Source organism: Streptomyces sp. AP-93, assembly GCF_022808175.1.
Classification (GTDB): domain Bacteria; phylum Actinomycetota; class Actinomycetes; order Streptomycetales; family Streptomycetaceae; genus Streptomyces.
In genome coordinates this window covers 116,118-133,101 of record NZ_JALGBX010000004.1, presented here as the reverse complement: position 1 = coordinate 133,101, position 16,984 = coordinate 116,118, and the positions used below count along the sequence as shown (strand labels likewise).

At 74.5% G+C, this 16,984-nt stretch carries 12 protein-coding genes; 8 read left to right on the top strand and 4 right to left on the bottom strand.

Annotated elements, in window-relative coordinates:
- Nucleotides 1–27: 27 nt before the first annotated feature.
- Complete coding sequence (locus tag MTF69_RS08395) at nt 28–1,533, bottom strand: MFS transporter (protein ID WP_243332133.1); 1,506 nt, start codon at nt 1,531–1,533, stop codon at nt 28–30.
- Nucleotides 1,534–1,694: 161 nt separating this feature from the next.
- On the opposite strand from MTF69_RS08395, the gene MTF69_RS08390 reads away from it, so the two are divergent.
- A complete protein-coding gene (locus MTF69_RS08390; RefSeq protein WP_243332132.1) occupies nt 1,695–5,285 on the top strand; it encodes a S8 family serine peptidase in 3,591 nt (1,196 codons plus the stop codon).
- A gap of 295 nt (nt 5,286–5,580) precedes the next feature.
- Here the strand turns inward: MTF69_RS08390 and MTF69_RS42815 are convergent, their stop codons facing one another.
- The gene (locus MTF69_RS42815) at nt 5,581–7,311 is read right to left on the bottom strand and encodes a serine/threonine-protein kinase (RefSeq protein ID WP_279345532.1); all 1,731 of its coding nucleotides are present in this window, start codon (nt 7,309–7,311) and stop codon (nt 5,581–5,583) included.
- Nucleotides 7,312–7,565: 254 nt separating this feature from the next.
- On the opposite strand from MTF69_RS42815, the gene MTF69_RS08375 reads away from it, so the two are divergent.
- From MTF69_RS08375 to MTF69_RS08345, 7 genes are all read left to right on the top strand, one after another.
- Entirely contained in the window at nt 7,566–8,735 is a 1,170-nt protein-coding gene (locus MTF69_RS08375) for an agmatine/peptidylarginine deiminase (RefSeq protein ID WP_243332130.1), read from the top strand.
- The gene (locus MTF69_RS08370) at nt 8,732–9,619 is read left to right on the top strand and encodes a DUF4436 family protein (RefSeq protein WP_374322462.1); all 888 of its coding nucleotides are present in this window, start codon (nt 8,732–8,734) and stop codon (nt 9,617–9,619) included. The genes MTF69_RS08375 and MTF69_RS08370 overlap by 4 nt, the downstream gene beginning before the upstream one ends.
- A 231-nt stretch (nt 9,620–9,850) precedes the next feature.
- Nucleotides 9,851–10,840, top strand: coding sequence for a hypothetical protein (locus MTF69_RS08365; protein WP_243332128.1), 990 nt, complete (start codon nt 9,851–9,853; stop codon nt 10,838–10,840).
- A gap of 173 nt (nt 10,841–11,013) precedes the next feature.
- Nucleotides 11,014–11,694 (top strand): hypothetical protein, encoded by a 681-nt coding sequence (locus MTF69_RS08360; protein ID WP_243332637.1) that lies wholly within the window; start codon nt 11,014–11,016, stop codon nt 11,692–11,694.
- Between the two features lie 268 nt (nt 11,695–11,962).
- A complete protein-coding gene (locus MTF69_RS08355) occupies nt 11,963–13,234 on the top strand; it encodes a cytochrome P450 (RefSeq protein ID WP_243332125.1) in 1,272 nt (423 codons plus the stop codon).
- Nucleotides 13,235–13,390: 156 nt separating this feature from the next.
- Nucleotides 13,391–14,551 carry a hypothetical protein gene (locus tag MTF69_RS08350; protein ID WP_243332123.1) on the top strand — a complete coding sequence of 387 codons (1,161 nt, stop codon included), beginning with the start codon at nt 13,391–13,393 and terminating at the stop codon, nt 14,549–14,551.
- The gene (locus MTF69_RS08345; protein WP_243332121.1) at nt 14,548–14,832 is read left to right on the top strand and encodes a hypothetical protein; all 285 of its coding nucleotides are present in this window, start codon (nt 14,548–14,550) and stop codon (nt 14,830–14,832) included. The genes MTF69_RS08350 and MTF69_RS08345 overlap by 4 nt, the downstream gene beginning before the upstream one ends.
- Nucleotides 14,833–14,922: 90 nt before the next feature.
- On the opposite strand, the gene MTF69_RS08340 is transcribed toward MTF69_RS08345, so the two are convergent.
- Together MTF69_RS08340 and MTF69_RS08335 are read right to left on the bottom strand one after the other, a co-directional pair.
- On the bottom strand, nt 14,923–16,320 hold the full coding sequence (locus MTF69_RS08340; RefSeq protein ID WP_243332119.1) for a gluconate:H+ symporter: 1,398 nt from the start codon (nt 16,318–16,320) through the stop codon (nt 14,923–14,925).
- 58 nt (nt 16,321–16,378) lie between these two features.
- Nucleotides 16,379–16,894 carry a gluconokinase gene (locus tag MTF69_RS08335; protein ID WP_243332117.1) on the bottom strand — a complete coding sequence of 172 codons (516 nt, stop codon included), beginning with the start codon at nt 16,892–16,894 and terminating at the stop codon, nt 16,379–16,381.
- Between the last annotated feature and the right edge of the window lie 90 nt (nt 16,895–16,984).

Sequence of the window (16,984 nt, the reverse complement as noted above, 5' to 3'; positions counted from 1 at the left end):
CTCGGCCCCGGCGATCCCTACCAGGGGCTACCGCTCCGCCGCTCCCGGGGGTTCGAGCGGCGGAGCGGTCACCGCGCAGTTGGTGCGGCACTGCGGGTGGCAGGCCCCGGGCGCGGGGGAGCGTACGGTCGCCCAGGCCACGGCCGCCCCGGCCACCAGCACCCCCGCGCACCAGAACATCGCCCGGCCGAAGGCCGCGTCGAAGGCGCCGGGCGCGAGGTACGCGTCCGGCCCCATCCCCGCCAGCAGCGGCAGCGCGGCCACCGCGAGGAGCCCCGCGGCGCGCGCCGCTGCGTTGTTGATGCCGCTGGCCAGGCCCGCCCGCCCGGGGTCCACCGAGGACAGGACGGTCGCCGTCAGCGGAGCCACCAGGGCCGCCATGCCCAGGCCCATCACGAGCAGCGCCGGCAGCACGTCCCGTACGTACGGGGCCTGCGGGCCCACCCTCAGCATCAGCAGCATCCCCGCCGCGCACAGCAGCGGCCCCACGGTCAGCGGGATGCGCGGGCCGATCCGCTCCCCGAGCTGCGCGGAGCGGGCCGACAGCAGCAGCATCAGGGCCGTGGTGGGCAGCAGTGCGGCCCCGGCGGCCAGTGCGGAGTACCCGGACACCACCTGGAGCTGGAGCACGACGAGGAAGAAGAAGCCGCCGAAGGCCGCGTACACGCACAGGGTGACCAGGTTGACGGCGGTGAACAGGCGCGAGGAGAAGATGTCCGGGGGCACCATCGGGTCGGCCCGCCGCCGCTCGACCACCACGAAGACCGCGGCCAGCAGCACGCCGCCCACGGCGGCGCCGACCACGAGCGCGGCGCCCGACCGGGCCTCGATGAGCGCGTAGGTCAGCAGCGCGAGCGAGGCCGCGCCGAGGACAGCCCCGGCCACGTCGAACCGCCCGTGCGCCGCCGGATCCCGCGATTCCGGTACGTGCCGCAGTGCGACCGGGATGCAGAGCGCGGCCACCGGCACGTTCAGCAGGAACACCCAGCGCCAGCCCGGCCCGTCCACCAGCCAGCCGCCGAGGAACGGCCCCACGGCGGCGCCCACCCCGCCGAACCCCGACCACAGGCCCACCGCGCGGGCCCGGTCGTCGGGATGGATCGAGCCCTGGATCAGTGCGAGGGAACCGGGCGTCAGCAGCGCCCCGCCGATGCCCTGCAGGGCGCGGGCGGCGATGAGCACCCCGGCGTTCGGCGCGATCCCGCACAGCAGGGAGCCCACCGCGAACCACGCCACCCCGAGCACGAAGATCCGGCGCCGCCCGAAGCGGTCCCCGAGCGCCCCGCCGACCAGGATCAGGCCCGCGAGGGTCAGCAGGTAGGCGTTGACCGTCCACTGGAGCACCGCCAGATCGGCGCCGAGGTCCCGCCCGATGGCGGGCAGGGCCACATTGACCACAGTCGAGTCGAGCAGCGCCATGGCGGAACCGAGCACGGTGGTCAGTACGATCCACCGGCCCTGCGCGGTGCCGAGCCGCACGCCGGGGGAGGCGGAGGGGGCGGGGGAGGGCTGCGGGAGGGCGGGGTCGGTCACCCCACCAGGCTGGCGCGGGTGGCCGGGAACGGCCACCCGGTCGGGCGGTTCGGCTCATTAGGCGCTCTTGTAGCGGGCATGACACCTCACGCACCATGGCCCGCGCACGTCACGCACACCCTTTCCGCACGACCTGCACACGGCGTACGAGGAGACCACACGTGGCACGAAGCGACACCCGATCCCACCGGACCCCCCGCTCACGATTACGACCCCTGCGCACAGGGTTCGCCGCCCTCACGGCGGCCCTGCTGCTGCCCCTGGGCGCGGGCGTGGCGGCCGCCGCACCCGACCCCGGACCCACCCCGGGCGCGGCCGAACGCAAGATCGAACCGAGTCTCCGCGCCCAGCTCGACGGTTCCGCCAAAGCGGTCTTCTGGGTCTACCTCGACAGCGCCGCCGACCTGACCGCCGCGCGCGGGCAGCAGACCCGGGCCGCGAAAGCGGAAACGGTCCTGCGCCTGAAGAAGGACCACGCCGCGCGCAGCCAGGCCGAAGTGATCAAGGCCCTGGACGGCGCGAAGGCCGAGTACACCTCGTACTGGATCGTCAACGCGGTCCGCGTCGTCGGCAGCGACAAGCTCGCCGGGGCCCTGGCCGAGCGCCCCGAGGTGTCCCGGATCGACGCCGACGACGAGGTCGCCCTCCCCGAGCCCGCGGAAGGCACCCGGGAGAAGGCGGCGGCCGACGCCGTCGAGTGGAACGTCGACCGCATCAAGGCACCGCAGGTCTGGGACCAGCTCGGCGTGCGCGGCGAGGGCATCGTCGTCGCCAACATCGACAGCGGCGTCGACCACACCCACCCGGCCGTGGCCGGCCAGTACCGCGGCCGGGCCGCGGACGGGTCCTACGACCACCACTACAACTGGTTCGACCCGGCGGGCGTCTGCGCCACCGCGGCCCCCTGCGACAACAACGACCACGGCACCCACACCATGGGGACGATGGTCGGCGACGACGGCGGCGCCAACAAGATCGGTGTCGCCCCGGGAGCCAAGTGGATCGCGGCCAAGGGCTGCGAGAGCAACTCCTGCTCCGAGGCCTCACTGCTCGCCGCCGGCCAGTGGATCGTCGCCCCGACCGATCTGAACGGCCAGAACCCGCGCCCCGACCTGGCCCCGCACATCGTCAACAACTCCTGGGGCGGCCCGGGCGGCGACACCTGGTACCAGCAGATCGTGGAAACCTGGCGGGCCGCCGGAATCTTCCCGGCCTTCTCCAACGGCAACTCCGGACCCGGCTGCGCCACCAGCGGATCACCCGGTGACTACGCGAGCTCCTACAGCTCCGGCGCCTTCGACATCAACGGCGCCGTCGCCTCCTTCTCCTCGCGCGGCGCCGGCCCCGGCGGGATCGTCAAGCCGAACATCGCGGCCCCCGGCGTGAACGTGCGCTCCTCCGTCCCCGGCGGCGCGTACGAGTCCTTCTCCGGCACCTCCATGGCCTCCCCGCACACCGCCGCGGCCGTGGCGCTGCTCTGGTCGGCCGCCCCCGCCCTCGAAGGCGACATCGCGCAGACCGAAGCACTGCTCGACGGCACCGCGCTGGACACCGACAGCAGCCAGTGCGGCGGCACCGCCGCCGACAACAACGTCTTCGGCGAAGGCAAGCTCGACGCGCTCGCCGCCGTCACCTCCGCGCCGCGCGGAGCCCTCGGCGCGCTCGCCGGCACCGTCCGCTCCGGCGGGCAGCCCGTCCCCGGCGTGAAGATCGTCGCCGACGGCCCCATCGACCGTACGACGACCACCGCGGCCGACGGCACGTACCGCTTCCCGACCCTGTCGGTCGGCGCGTACGCGCTCACCGCGTCGAAGTTCGGCTACGGACAGCAGGCCGCGACCGTAGCGGTCGTCGAGGACACCACCGCCACCGGCGACATCGACCTCGTCCAGGCGGACTCCGGGAAGCTCACCGGCACCGTCTCCTCGGCCGCGGGCCCGGTGGCCGGCGCTGCGGTGACCGTCGCCGACACCCCGGTGACCGCGACCAGCGACGCCCAGGGCCGCTTCGAGATCACCCTGCCGCACGGCACCTACACCGTGAACGCCACCCACACCTCCCGCTGCCTCACCTCCGGCGCGGCCGCCGTCACCGTCGCCGGGGACACCACCGTCGCGGTGAACCTGCCCGAACGCACCGACGGCTACGGCTACGCCTGCGCGGCCTCGGGCGACGGACCGTACCAGCCGGGCGACCGGCGGCTCGCGCTGACCGGTGACAACACCACCGAGCGCGTCGACCTGCCCTTCCCGCTGCCGCTCTACGGCAAGACGTACGGGCAGGCCTGGATCGGCACGAACGGCACGGTCAGCTTCGGCGGCAACAACACCGCCGACGTCAACGGGGACATCCCGAGCACGGCCACGCCCAACGCGGCGCTCTACCCGTTCTGGGACGACCTGGTCGTCGGCGCCGCCGGCAGCGGCTCCGGAGTCTTCACGGCCGTCACCGGCACCGCGCCGCACCGCAGTTACGTCATCGAGTGGCGCGAGGTGTCGCACTGGTCGGCGCAGTCCGACCGGTTCTCCTTCTCGGCGGCCATCGGCGAGGACGGCACCGTCCGGTACTCCTACCAGGGGACCGGCGGCACGGGCATCAAGGGCGGCTCCACCGCCACGGTCGGCGTGGAGAACGCGACCGGCACCGACGCCTACCGGTACTCCTTCAACACGCCCGTGATCACGGACGGCCTGTCCGTCTCCTTCCGCACCACCAGGAGCGGAGTGGTGGCCGGCCGGGTGCTCGACGCGAACGACGGCAACGGCATCGCCGGAGCCACCGTGACCGTCGGCACGGGCGCCACCGCGGTCTCCGCCACCACGGCGGCCGACGGCGGATACGTGGTCCAGAGCCCGTCGGGAGCACGGGAACTCGCGCTGACCGCGGCCCAGTACGAGCCGGCGGCCGCCACCGTGGACGTCAAGGCGGCCGACGTCACGCAGGTGACCCGGTCCCTGCGCACCGGCAAGGTGACCCCGGCGAAGCCGGCGGTCGAGATCGTCCTGCCGCCCGGCCAGAAGCGGACGCGGACCCTCGACCTCACCAACCCCGGTCTCGGCACGGCCTTCACCGCCGCCGAGGACGCGGCCTGGCTGACGGCGACCCCGGGCGCGGGCGACCTCCCGACGGGCGGCAAGGCCCCGCTCACCCTGGCGGTGGACACCACGGGCCTGACCCCGGGCACCGTCCTCACGGCCGGCCTGAAGATCACCTCGGCCAGCGGCCGGACCCCGGTGCTCACCGTCCCCGTCAAGCTCGTCGTCCCGCGCTACCAGGTCGCCCTGGACGCCGGCTCCACGGGCGCGAGCACGGACTCGCTGGGCGACGGCTGGTCCCCCGACCGCAAGTACACGACGGGCTCGTACGGCTACCAGGGCAACAGCTCGGCCCAGTCCACGAGCCGCACGATCGCGGGCACGGACGACCAGAAGCTCTTCCGCAACGCCCGTGAAGGCATGTACGAATACCGCTTCGACAGCGTCCCCAACGGCACCTACACCGTGGAACTGGGCTTCGCGGAGCTCTCGTCCACCAAGCCGAACAAGCGCGTCTTCGACGTCCTGGCGGAAGGAACCCAGGTACTGCCCTCGCTGGACGTCTCCCTGGAGGCGGGCACGTACACGGCCCTGACCCGCAGCTACACGGTCACGGTCACGGACGGCAGCCTGAACATCCGCTTCGTCACCCACACCGGTTTCGGCAAACCCCTGCTGAACTCCCTGCGGGTGACGGACCGCCCCGACAAGAGCTGACCCCGGGCCACAGCGCAACGGGCGGGGCGCCTGCGGGCGCCCCGCCCTTCGCCGTCAGGCCCCGGCGGTCATCGGAGGAACCCGCGGTCGCGATCGGCGAAGGAGGGGAGAGGGGCTTGCGCAGCCCGTACGCCTCGCGGACCGGCATCAGCAGGACCTCCCGCCCCGTGAACTCCCGGGGCAGCCGTGCCAGCCAGTCGGACGGGGCCTCCAGCAGACCGATCCCGAGCCCGGGAGCCACGGCGTCGGCGAACCGCGGCCCGGCGTCATCCGGGTTTCGGAGCTGGACGGGGCTTCAGCTGCGGCGGTACTGGTCCACCAGGATCGTGGCGGAGTCGTCGTCCGGGGCCTCGACCAGTCTCACGATCGCGATCTCGCTCCCGTCGGGGCTGCGCACGCAGAACGGCCGGGTCTTCGCGAGCGCGGCGAAGGGCAGCGCGGCGGCCGGGCGGGTCTCGATGCCCTGGAGGCAGGCGGCCACCGTCAGCTCGCCGGAGTCGGACACGAAGGAGTCCGAGTCCTCGGAGGGGACCAGGGCCTGGCCGTCGCGCGCCAGGTACCAGGCGGCCGTCTCCGCGGGCACCACCTTCCCGTCCGTGAGGTCGAACTCGTATCCGGAGTCGGGGGCGGTGAGCCTGGCCTTCGTGTAGCCGGGCACGTACGCGGCGGCCGGGTCGGGCGGGGCGGAACCGGGCGCGGAAGTGGGGGTGGGGCCGGCGGTGGCGGGCGCGGAGGCGGTGGGGCCGGTGGGGCCGGTGACGGGGCCGCCGCCGGTGACCTGGGCCTCGCCGGCGGGGTCGTCCAGGTAGTACACGGCTCCGGCGCCGGCGAGCAGGGTGCCGGCCACGATGAGGGTCGCCAGCAGCGGAAGCCGCCGCCCGCGGGCCGGCCTGCCGGGGCCCGGAGCAGGGACGGACGCCGGAGCGGGGAGCGGGGCGGGTGCCGGCGCCTGCTCGTCGGGCCAGGCTCCGGAACCGGTGCGCGGTCCGGGGAAGGCCGGTCCGGGGAAGGCCGGTCCGGGGGCGGCCGGGGTGACGCCCGCCGGGCCCGGGCGTGCGGTGGCCGTCCTGGTGGCCTGGAACGGCGGCGGGGCGGGCCAAGCGGTGTCGCCGCCCGTGGCCGCGCCTCCGAGCTCCTCCCGGACCGGCCTGGGCAGCCAGCCGTCGGTGAACTCCGGCATCCCGCAGACCAGGGGGTGCGCCCGCACGGAGGCGATCACTTCGGCCGGCTGCGGACGGTCCTCGGGCTGCTTCGCGAGGCACCACGAGACGAGGCCGTACAGCTCGTGCGGCACCCGGGTGAGGTCGGGATGCTCGTGGACGACCCGGTAGAGGGCGCTGGACTCAGGCCCGTTCCCGAAGGGCGCGATCCCGCACGCGACGTACGCGGCCAGCGTCCCGAGCGCGAACACGTCGGTCGCCGGCGTCGCCGGATGCCCGAGCGCCTGCTCGGGCGCCATGAAGGCCGCCGTGCCGATCCGCAGCCCCGTACCGGTGAGCGCGGCGGCGTCGGCCGCGCGGGCGATGCCGAAGTCGATCACCCGGGGGCCGTCCTCCGCGAGGAGCACATTGGCCGGCTTCAGGTCGCGGTGGACCACGCCCGCCCCGTGGATGGCCTGGAGCGCCTCGGCTATGCCCGCGAGGAGCAACAGGACGGTACGCGCGGGCAGCGGCCCGTGCCGGCGTACGACCTCGTGGAGCGAGGGGCCGGACACGTACGCGGTGGCGAGCCACGGCGTGGGGTCCTCGACCCCGGAGTCGATCACCTGGGCCGTGAACAGGCCGTGGATCCGGCGGGCGCTGGCCACTTCCTGGGCGAACCGCCGGCGGAACTCGGGATCGGAGGCGAGCTCCCTGCGGACGGCCTTCAGCGCGATGGGGCGGCCGCCGGGGGTGTGGGCCAGGTAGACCACGCCCATGCCGCCGGAGCCGAGCCTGGCGTGCAGGCGGTAGCCGCCGATCTCGTGGGGATCGTCTGCGGACAGTGCCGTACGGGCCGGCTGTGCGCCGGAGTGCTGCTCGGACATGCGGTGGCTCTTTCGACGATGCGATGCGAAACGCGGCAGGGGCCTGCGCGCATCGTGCCATGAATTGACTGAATTTTCAGTCAGTGCCAGAGTGGGCGACACGTGCCCGCACCGTCCGCCCCGCGTCACGGCCCTTCGCGGACGGAGGGCGCACCCTTGTCGCAGGGGTCCGGGACGGTCGGCCCGTGCCGTGCCTCCCGCGCCCGCCCTGGCCGGATGCAGTCGTCCCGCCAGTCCTCGATCGGAGCTCTCCCGTGTCCCACCTGCCCCCCACGCGCCGGACCGCCCTCCGCACCTTCGCCGGGCTCGGCGCCCTCGCCTTCGGAGCCGCCGCCTGCGGCCCGGGTGCCTCGCAGAGCGCCCCGCGCTCCAACGCCGCCCCCGGCACCTCGAAGCCCTCCCCGGCCGGACCCGAGCGCCGGCTCGGCGCCGAGTGGGAGAGCCACACCCGCACCTTCATGGCCTGGCCCGCGCTGGACGCGGTCTGGATGGAAGACCTGCGCTACGTGCGCGAGGACATCGCGCGGATCGCCCGGGCCGTCGGGGAGTACGAGGCGGTCGTCATGATGGCCCGGCCCGAGCAGGTGGCCGCGGCGCAGCGGGCCTGCGGCTCGGAGGTCGAGGTGATCCCGCTGGCCGTGGACGACTTCTGGGTACGCGACACCGTCCCCGTCTTCGTCGAGGAGGAGGGCAAGGTCATCGGCGTCGACTTCAACTTCAACGGCTGGGGCAACAAGCAGGAGCACAAGAACGACGCCCAGGTCGGGCGCCTCCTGCTCCAGAAGTACGGGATCCCCCGGGTCAAGGCTCCGCTGGTGGCCGAGGGCGGCTCCTTCGAGCCCGACGGCGAGGGCACCCTGCTGATCACCGAGAGCTCGATCGTCAACGACAACCGCAACCGCGGCAAGAGCCGGGATCAGATCGAGGCCGAGCTCAAGCAGACCCTGGGCGTGGAGACTGTGGTCTGGCTGGCCGGCGTACGCGGCGAGGACATCACCGACGCCCACGTGGACAGCCTCGTACGGTTCGCCGCGCCCGGTGTCGTCCTGCTGGACCGCGCCCACCCGAACACCCCGAAGGACTCCTGGTCCCGCTCCGCCGACCAGGCGAAGTCCGTCCTCTCGAAGGCGACGGACGCCCGCGGCCGGAAGTTCGAGATCATCGACCTGCCGCAGCCCGACCTGGACAAGATCACGGGCGAGGGCGACGACTTCGTGTCGACCTACGCCAACTTCTACATCGCCAACGACGCCGTCTTCATGCCGAAGTTCGGGGACCGCCAGGCCGACGACCGGGCCCGCGGCATCCTGCAGGAGCACTTCCCCAAGCGGGACATCGTCCCCGTCGCGATCGACACGATCGCCTCGGGCGGCGGCGGCATCCACTGCGCGACCCACGACCAGCCCGGCAAGCCCGCCGCGTGAGCGCACTGAGGCGCCGCCCGGCCGGGCGGCGCTTCCCGCTGCTGCCGGCGCTGCTCCTGCTCGCGATCGTGGCGGCGGTCGGCGTGGGGGCCTGGCTCCAGTTCGGCGAACGCCAGGCCCAGGACACCGTCCACACCGCGGGCCGGGCCGATTCCGACCGGGTGGACATCGAGGCGACGATCCAGCGCGTCGACGCCGCCGGGCGCGAGCTGGTGCTGCGGGTCCTGGTCACGCCCCGGGGTGCGCTGGCCGAAGCCGGCGGGATCGCACCCGTCGACGACCTCACCCTCCAGACCTCGACGGCCACCCGCGGGGACCTGACCTTCAAGGCCCACCAACGCATCTCCACCCTGGACGTGCCGGTGGCCCTGACGGGCGGCTCCATCACGGACTACCCGTTCGACGGCTACGGGGCGGACGTGGAGTTCGCGGCGGTACTGGGCCAGGAGAAGGTTCCGGTGCGCGTCCTGTTCTCCAACAACGACGTGCTCTTCTCGTCCACGGTGGAGGCCTCGACGGCGAACGACGGCGCGGCCGTCCTCGACATCGGGCTGGCCCGCTCCAACAGCGTGCTCGTGTTCGCGGTGTTCATGATGATCGCGATGTGGGCGCTCGCCGTGTCCGTCCTGATCGGCGGGTGGTACCTCGTCACCCGCCGCAAGGGGCTGACCTGGCCCGCCCTCGGCTGGATGGCCGCCACACTGTTCGCCCTGGCGGCCTTCCGCAACACCGCCCCGGGCACACCGCCGATCGGCTGCCTCCTCGACTACCTCGCCTTCCTCTGGGCGGAGATCCTCATCGCGTTCTGCCTGATCACCGTGGTCGTCACGGGGATCCGGGCGGAGCCGCCGGCGGAGGGGGCGCGAGGGGCGGAGAGGGCCTGACCCGGCGTACGGCCCTCCGCCGGCGGGCGGGGGGGGCAACCGGGCCGGGCGTACGGGACCGGGCGCACCGGGCCGCGCGCCGACGGCCCGCACGGGCCGCGCCCCCGCGCCCCCGCGCGCGGCCGGGGGTACCGGGCGAAGTGCGGGGTGCGGGGGCATTCGGGTGGCCCACCGCGGCCCGACCGCGCGACGCGCGGGGCAGGTGCGGAGGGCGCCGTACCGTGGCTGACCATGACGCTCCAGAGCGACCGGGCCGGACGGGCCGACCAGACCGGGCATGCCGGGCAGCGCGGGCAGCGCGGGCAGTACGAGCCGGTCACGCAGCACGCTCCGGCGAGGCGCGTGGACCGGATCGCGGCGCTGGTACGGGACACGGACCCCGGGGCCGGCTGGGCCGTCGGTGGCGCGGACGGTCCGGACGCGGTGGTGGAGGCCGGGCCCGGGGATCGAGAGCGAGCCGGGACAGAGTCCCTGTCCGGAGCCGGAGCCCTGGGCGGAGTCGGATCCGCAGTCCCCGTCGGGGCCGGAGTCCGAGCCGAGACGGGAGTCGGAGCAGGAGCCGAGGCGGGAGTTGGAGCCGCAGCCGGGGGCGGAGCCCTCGGTGGAGTCGGAATCCCAGCCCTCGCCGGGGATCCGGACACCGCCCCCGATGTCGGCGGGCTGGCGGGCGTGCTGGCCGTCTGGCCCGTCATCGGGATGCTCGTGGACGCGGGGGAGCTGGCCCTGCACACCCCGCTCACCGCCTACGGGGCGGGCGACGGCCTGCCCGCCGGAACCACCGCGCACCACCTGCTCACGCACGGCTCCGGGGTGTCGCCCGCGCTCACCGGGCTTGCCGAGCGGCTGTGCGGCAGCCCCCTCGCCGGGTTCGCCGCCGAACGGATCTGGGCGCCGCTCGGCATGACCCGGACGGGCTTCACCGCCGACGGGACCCTGCGTGCGCCCGTCGCCGACCTCGCCCGGTTCCTGAGCCACCTCCTCGCCCCGGCGGGCGGCGGCCCCGTCAGCCCGGCCTGGACGGCGCAGTCGCTCCGCATCCGCACCGGCGAACTGCTACCCGCCCGAGGCCTCCTCTGGCACCCCGCCGCGCACGGATCCTGGTCCCACGGCGAAGGCCCGGCCCTGTGGATCTCCCCGCGCGGACGACGCTGGGCCGCCCTCCTCCCGACCACCCCGTCGGCCCCGCTCCGTACGGCCTTCCGGGAGGCGGCCTTCGCCTGAACCCCATGGCACCGCGACGCTGTCGTGTCTCGGATTTCCCTGGTGAAGATCCGGCGGAAGGATGCCGTGTTCCCTGTCCTGCGGAACCGGCTCATCGGCCGAGCCCGGGGTGCTGCACGTCATGGGGAGGCCGCGCGGGCACGGGATGCGCAACACTTCGCCGGGTGATCGTGATGCAGCCCGTACTGGAGATTCTCATCCCTGACGGCTTCGACCTCTGGCGCGTCGCCGAATTCAACCGGTTCGACTTCCTGCCTCTCAGCGGCGAGCTCTCACCCGCCGAGGTCGGGGCGGCGGTCGCGAGCATCGCCAGTTGGAATGACGCAGACTCCGACGGTGGCCGACCGCCCCGGCCGGCCGACCCGCCGGCCTCGTTCCTCCACGGGCTGCTGACCCTCGAGGACCTCTTCGTCGCCGGCGGTCTACAGGTCACGGACCCGTCCACGGGCGTCACCTTCCAGCCGGGGTGCTGCGACGGGCTGGAGGACTGGCGCGACTGGCACCGGTTCGCCGACGGTGGGAGCCTGCTCGGATTCGGCCACGACCCCGTGTCACCCGTGGCCGAGCGCTTCGGCTGCACCGTCCGGCTCACCGTCAACGGCGAGCAGAGCGACAGCCCCGTGATCGAACTGTCCGTCACCGAGCTCCGCACCCTGCTCGACGCTGCGGAACGCCACTTGGCCGACTTCCTCGCGCTGGCCGCCGACTGGATCCTGCAACGCCTGCCCGGCCACTGCGCCCCGGTCACCGCCGCGCTCGCCCGCGCGCTCGACCTTCCCGCACCGGCCTCGTCACCGGTCTCGTCACCCGCCCGGGTCACGGTCCGATCCGCGCGTGGAGCCCCTGGTCGGTGAACCGGCCGCCGCCCGGCCCACGGCGCGCTGTGCGTCGGCCCCGGTCACGACCCCGAACCGGGCGCTCCGCCCCGCCCGTAGCCCGCCCGGGGACCTCCCGTACCCCCCTCGTGGTCCTCGGGGCGCGGACCCGGGACGGTCGACGTACGGTGAGCGCGAGATCACCGAACGTCGAGTCCAGGCTGCGCGGAGGTACACGGATGCGTACGGCCCACGAGACCGCCCGCGGTGCGCGCACGCCACCGGCCCCGGCCGCGGAGGCTCCCGTATGACGGCCGGGACGGGGCGCGGCGAGAGCGCCCGGTTCGCCGCCGCCGCCCACGCGCTGCCCGCCCTGGTACGGGGCTTCGTGAGCGTCCGGCCCCGGGCGGTGCGCGGGCACGCGGGACCCGGCCGGCCGCGCTGGTCGGCCGCCACGCTGCGGGCCCTGCGCGAGCGGCACGGCGGGGCGCCCGTGCTCGTACGGGGGCTGACCGGCACCGTCCTGCTCATCCTCGATCCGCGGGACATCCGGCAGTTCTACGCCGAACCCGTCGGCTCCCTCGTCCAGCCCGCCGCACAGGCGGACGGCAGCTGCGCCCACGCCGGGCTCCACGCCGGGCGGCGGGCGGTCGACCACTCCGTGCTCGCCGCGGGACTGACCGTGCACCCCTCCTGCGGGGCGTTCCTCTCGGTCCTCACCGACGAGGCCCGGCGCCTGACAGCGGGGGGTTCCCTCGAACTCGCCCGCGTCCGGCACTCCGTGGCCCGCGCCGCCCGGCGCATCGTCCTCGGCGACGCGGCCGCCGAGGACGCGGAACTCGGCCGCAGGCTCGGGCGTTCCCACGACAGGGCCGGCGCGCGGATCGCCGCGTACGCCGACCTCGCGGAGCCGCACACCCTCATCGGGCGGGCCCGCCGCCATGCGGATCTCCTCAGCCGGCCGGACCGGTCCGGGCCGGACCAGCCGCCGGCGGACCCGGTCGGGCAGGTCCGCCAGTGGCTGGCCGCCTTCGACCTCGTCCCCGGCATCCTGCTGCGCACCTTGCTGCTCCTCGGCGCGCACCCGGCCGAACAGGACACCGTCGCCGCCGAGGCCCGCACCGCCGGATGGGCGCAGGGCGCAGCCCAGGGCGCGCTGCCCCGGCTGCGGGCCTGCGTCCGGGAATCGCTGCGGCTGTATCCGGCGGTCCCCGACCTGATACGGATCACCCGGGCCGAAACCGAATGGCGGGGCGTGCGGCATCCCGCCGGGACCTGGGTGGTGCTGCCCGTGCTGTTCCACCAGCGCGACCCCGAGCATGTGCCCGCCGCGCACGTCTTCGTACCGGGCCGGTGGGCCTCCCGCGAAGCGGACCGGGACGTCCGGATGGCCCCGTTCAGCCATGCCGACGGCCGCTGCCCCGGCGAACAACTGGGGCTGCTGGTCACCGCCGCGCTCTGCGCGGAGGTGCTGCGCGGACACCGGGTCCGGCCCGTCCGGCCCGTGCTCGACCCCCTCGGCCCGCTCCCCGCGGCCCTGGACCCGCAGGGCATCCGCCTGAGCCTGACCCGCCGCTGACCCCGGCGCCGGCCCGGCCCCGCCCGCACCCCGGCGGCGCCACGGCATCCGGCCCACCCGACCTGCCTGCCTGCCTGCCGACCTGCCTGCCTGACCGACCGACCTGTCCGTCCCGTCCCGTCCTGCCCGATGCTCATCCGACCCGACGAGGAATCCATGTCCGACGCCGCGACCCCCGGGACCTCCGCGACCTCCGCGCCCACCGACCCGGACGCCGATCAACTGGGCGTCCTGTGCCGGGAACTGGCCGAGGCGGCCGACGCCGTCGGCGAAGCCTCGCGCTACGCCTCCCGGCTGGCACTCGGCTCCCGGCTGCCGGTCACCGCACTGGGTTTCGGCAGCCGCCGCCGCGCGGCCTGGCGTACGCTGCTGCGCGCCCTCACCGACCCCGACGGACTCGGCTGGGCCGCCCGGGGCCGAGGCGTGGCGCGGGCCGGGTGGCTCGCCGGAGTCTTCACCGGCCGGGAGAGCCTCGCCGTCAGCCTCGCGGTGTGCGGCCTCAAGGGCCGGATCCGGGCCGAGGCCGCCCGTAACCCGGCGAGGTCGGCGGACCCGGCCGCCGCCGAGGTGTTCCTCGCGGTGGAGGAGGGCCGGCAGGCGGACGCCGTCCGGGCGTTCCGCGACCTCGTGCGCCGACGCGGCGAGGGTCCCGCCTTCGCCCTGCTGAACCCTTCCTTCGCCGACATCCTGGCCTGGAACGCGCTGACCGACGACAACCCGTTCAACGACCACGCCGGCTGGCAGGTCGCCACCGGCAGGGCCGTGGCCGCCGAGCCGCTCCTCGGGATCGGCGCCGCCCTGCGGGCCTTCTTCGACCGGGGACCCGCCTGCTCCGAACCGGGCAGCACCCGCCTCCTCGCCGAGCTGGACACCACCGGCACCCCGGCCGGGTACCGGGGCAATGCCGACCGGATCGGCGCGGCCGCGGGCGCGGTCCTGCTCCAGCAGGTCGTCGGCCCGGACGGGGTCGAGCGGTGCGTGCTCCAACTCGCCGGCCCACCAGCGGAGTCCGGCCGCGCCGACGCCCCGTACGGGGAACCGGCCGCGCACGTCCGGGACGTGGCCGCGACCGTACGCCGCCTCGTGCCCTCCGGGACCGAACTCGCCCTGCTCGGCCACGGCCCGGGCGCCCGGACGGCCGGACGGCTGGCCGCGAGCCGGGAGTTCACCACGGTCTACCGGGTCACCTGGGTGGGTTCGGGCCCCGAGCCGGGTCCGGCGGCGGCCCTCGCGGGCTTCGGGGGCCTGGTCACCGGAAGCCACCTCGTGCGGCTGCCGGGACATCCCGACGTCTACGTCCCGGGGCGGGACCGGTGACGGACACCGCCGGGCCCGCGCCCCGGGCCGAGACCCGTCCGGCCCCCGCCGAGGGCCTGCGCGCCCACTCGGCCGCCCTGCGTTCGCACGCCGAACGGCTGCGCCGTGCCGCCGGAGACCTGCGCTGGCAGGGCCCGGGGGGCGACGCGTTCCGCGCCGAGGTGGCGTCACTGGCCGACCGCTGCGCCACCGCGGCGGGCGGTTTCGAGCTGGCGGCGGCCCAACTGGCCCGCCCCGGGTCCCGGAAGGGGACGCGGGGCAGGCACCGGCGGACCGGCTGACCGGACGCCGCCTGATCCCCGCCGGACCCGGCGCGGATCGGGCTCGGATCCGGCGGGGGAGTCGGCGGCGAGGGGTCTGAGGACGAGGGGTCAGAGGACGAGCGACAGCAGCAGGACGAAGCCCAGGCCGACCACCGAGATGATGGTCTCCATCACCGACCAGGTCTTGAGGGTCTGGCCGACCGTCATGCCGAAGTACTCCTTCACGAGCCAGAACCCGGCATCGTTGACGTGGCTGAAGAACAGCGACCCCGCTCCGATGGCGAGGACCAGCAGAGCGGTCTCCGTGGACGGCATGCCCGCCGCGAGCGGGGCCACCAGGCCGGCCGCGGAGATGGTGGCGACCGTGGCCGAGCCCGTCGCCAGGCGGATGGCCACCGCGATGAGCCAGGCCAGCAGGAGGGTCGGTATCGACCAGCTCTCGGACAGGTCCATGATCATCTGGCCGACGCCCACGTCGATCAGCGTCGTCTTGAAGCCGCCGCCCGCACCCACGATCAGCAGGATGCCCGCGATCGGGGCCAGCGACTTCTCCACCGTCACGGACAGCCGCGCCTTGGTGAAGCCGGCCGCCCGGCCGAGGGTGAACATGCCCACGAGCACCGCCGCGAGCAGTGCGATCAGGGGTGAGCCCGCCACGTCGGTGACCCGCTGCACCGTGTTGGCCGGGTCGTTGACCACGATGTCGACCAGGGCCTTCATCAGCATCAGGACCACCGGCAGCAGCACGGTGAAGACCGTCGCACCGAAGCGCGGGCGGTGTTCCAGTTCCGCGGAGGGCCGCTGCGGGATCATGTGCTCGGGCGCCGGGATGTCCACCCACCGTGCCGCGTACCGGGAGAACACCGGGCCCGCGATGACGACGGTCGGAATGGCGACGAGCACGCCGAGCGCGAGGGTGAGGCCCAGGTTGGCGTGGAGCGCGTCGATGGCGACCAGCGGGCCGGGGTGCGGCGGAATCAGCCCGTGCATCACGGACAGGCCGGCCAGCGCGGGGATGCCGATCCGCATGAGCGAGTAGTTGCCCCGCTTGGCCACGAGCAGGACCACGGGGATCAGCAGCACGATGCCGACCTCGAAGAAGAGCGGGAGGCCGATCACCGAGGCGATCAGCACCATCGCCCACGGCATGGCCCGGCCCTTGGCGCGCGCCAGGATGGTGTCCACGATCTCGTCCGCGCCGCCCGAGTCGGCGAGCAGCTTCCCGAGGATGGCGCCGAGCGCGATGAGTACGCCGACCCCCGCGACGGTCGAGCCGAGCCCGGCCGTGAAGCTGGAGATGGTCTTGGCCAGGGGGGCGCCGGCGAACACCCCCAGGGCGAGCGAGCCGAGCGTCAGCGCCAGGAAGGCGTGCAGCTTGAGGCGCGTGATGAGCAGGACGATGACGGCGATGCCCGCGAGGACGGCTATCCCCAGCTGGGTGTTGCCGGCCGAGGTGATCGGCTCGGTGGCGGCCGCTGCCAGAGTCTCGACGCTGAGACTGGTCACGGTGATGGATTCCTTCGTTCTCGTTCCAAAGGCGGCGGGACGGGGTGGGTCCGGGTGGCTACGTGACCGGCGCCGGGAGGCGGCGCAGGGCCGACAACGCCCGTGCCGCGATCTCCTCCGGGCCTGCGGACACGTCGACGAGGACGCCGAGTTCGTCCGGCTGGAGCGGCTCCAGCGTGGCGAACTGCGAATCCAGCAGCGCGGTGGGCATGAAGTGCCCCTTGCGTGCGGCCATGCGCTCCTCGATCAGCGGCCGATCGCCGGTGAGGTGGACGAAGACGGTGTCCGGCGCGACGGCCCGCAGCCGGTCGCGGTAGGCCCGCTTGAGGGAGGAGGCGGAGATGACCCCGCCGCCGACCCCGGCCCGGTTGCGCATCCACTCGCCGATCGAGTCCAGCCAGGGCCGGCGGTCCGCGTCGTCCAGGGGGATGCCGGCGGACATCTTGGCGACGTTGGCCGCCGGGTGGAAGGCGTCGCCCTCCGCGTAGGGGAGGGCGAGCGCGTCGGCGAGCAGCCGGCCCACGGTCGTCTTTCCCGTCCCGGCCACGCCCATCACCACAATGACGCGCGTCATCGCGCACCTCGTTTCGCTGTCCTCGTCGACATCGGCCCGGAGAGCCCGGGGAGTACCACTGAAGCCCATTACGTAGTACTTATTCAAGGG

What these genes read in the sequence shown, in the direction of transcription:
- MTF69_RS42815 (WP_279345532.1), bottom strand. Translation starts at nt 7,311, where the DNA reads ATGTCCGAGCAGCACTCCGGCGCACAGCCGGCCCGTACGGCACTGTCC.
- MTF69_RS08365 (WP_243332128.1), top strand. Translation starts at nt 9,851, where the DNA reads ATGACGCTCCAGAGCGACCGGGCCGGACGGGCCGACCAGACCGGGCAT.
- MTF69_RS08360 (WP_243332637.1), top strand. Translation starts at nt 11,014, where the DNA reads ATGCAGCCCGTACTGGAGATTCTCATCCCTGACGGCTTCGACCTCTGG.
- MTF69_RS08355 (WP_243332125.1), top strand. Translation starts at nt 11,963, where the DNA reads ATGACGGCCGGGACGGGGCGCGGCGAGAGCGCCCGGTTCGCCGCCGCC.
- MTF69_RS08350 (WP_243332123.1), top strand. Translation starts at nt 13,391, where the DNA reads ATGTCCGACGCCGCGACCCCCGGGACCTCCGCGACCTCCGCGCCCACC.
- MTF69_RS08335 (WP_243332117.1), bottom strand. Translation starts at nt 16,894, where the DNA reads ATGACGCGCGTCATTGTGGTGATGGGCGTGGCCGGGACGGGAAAGACG.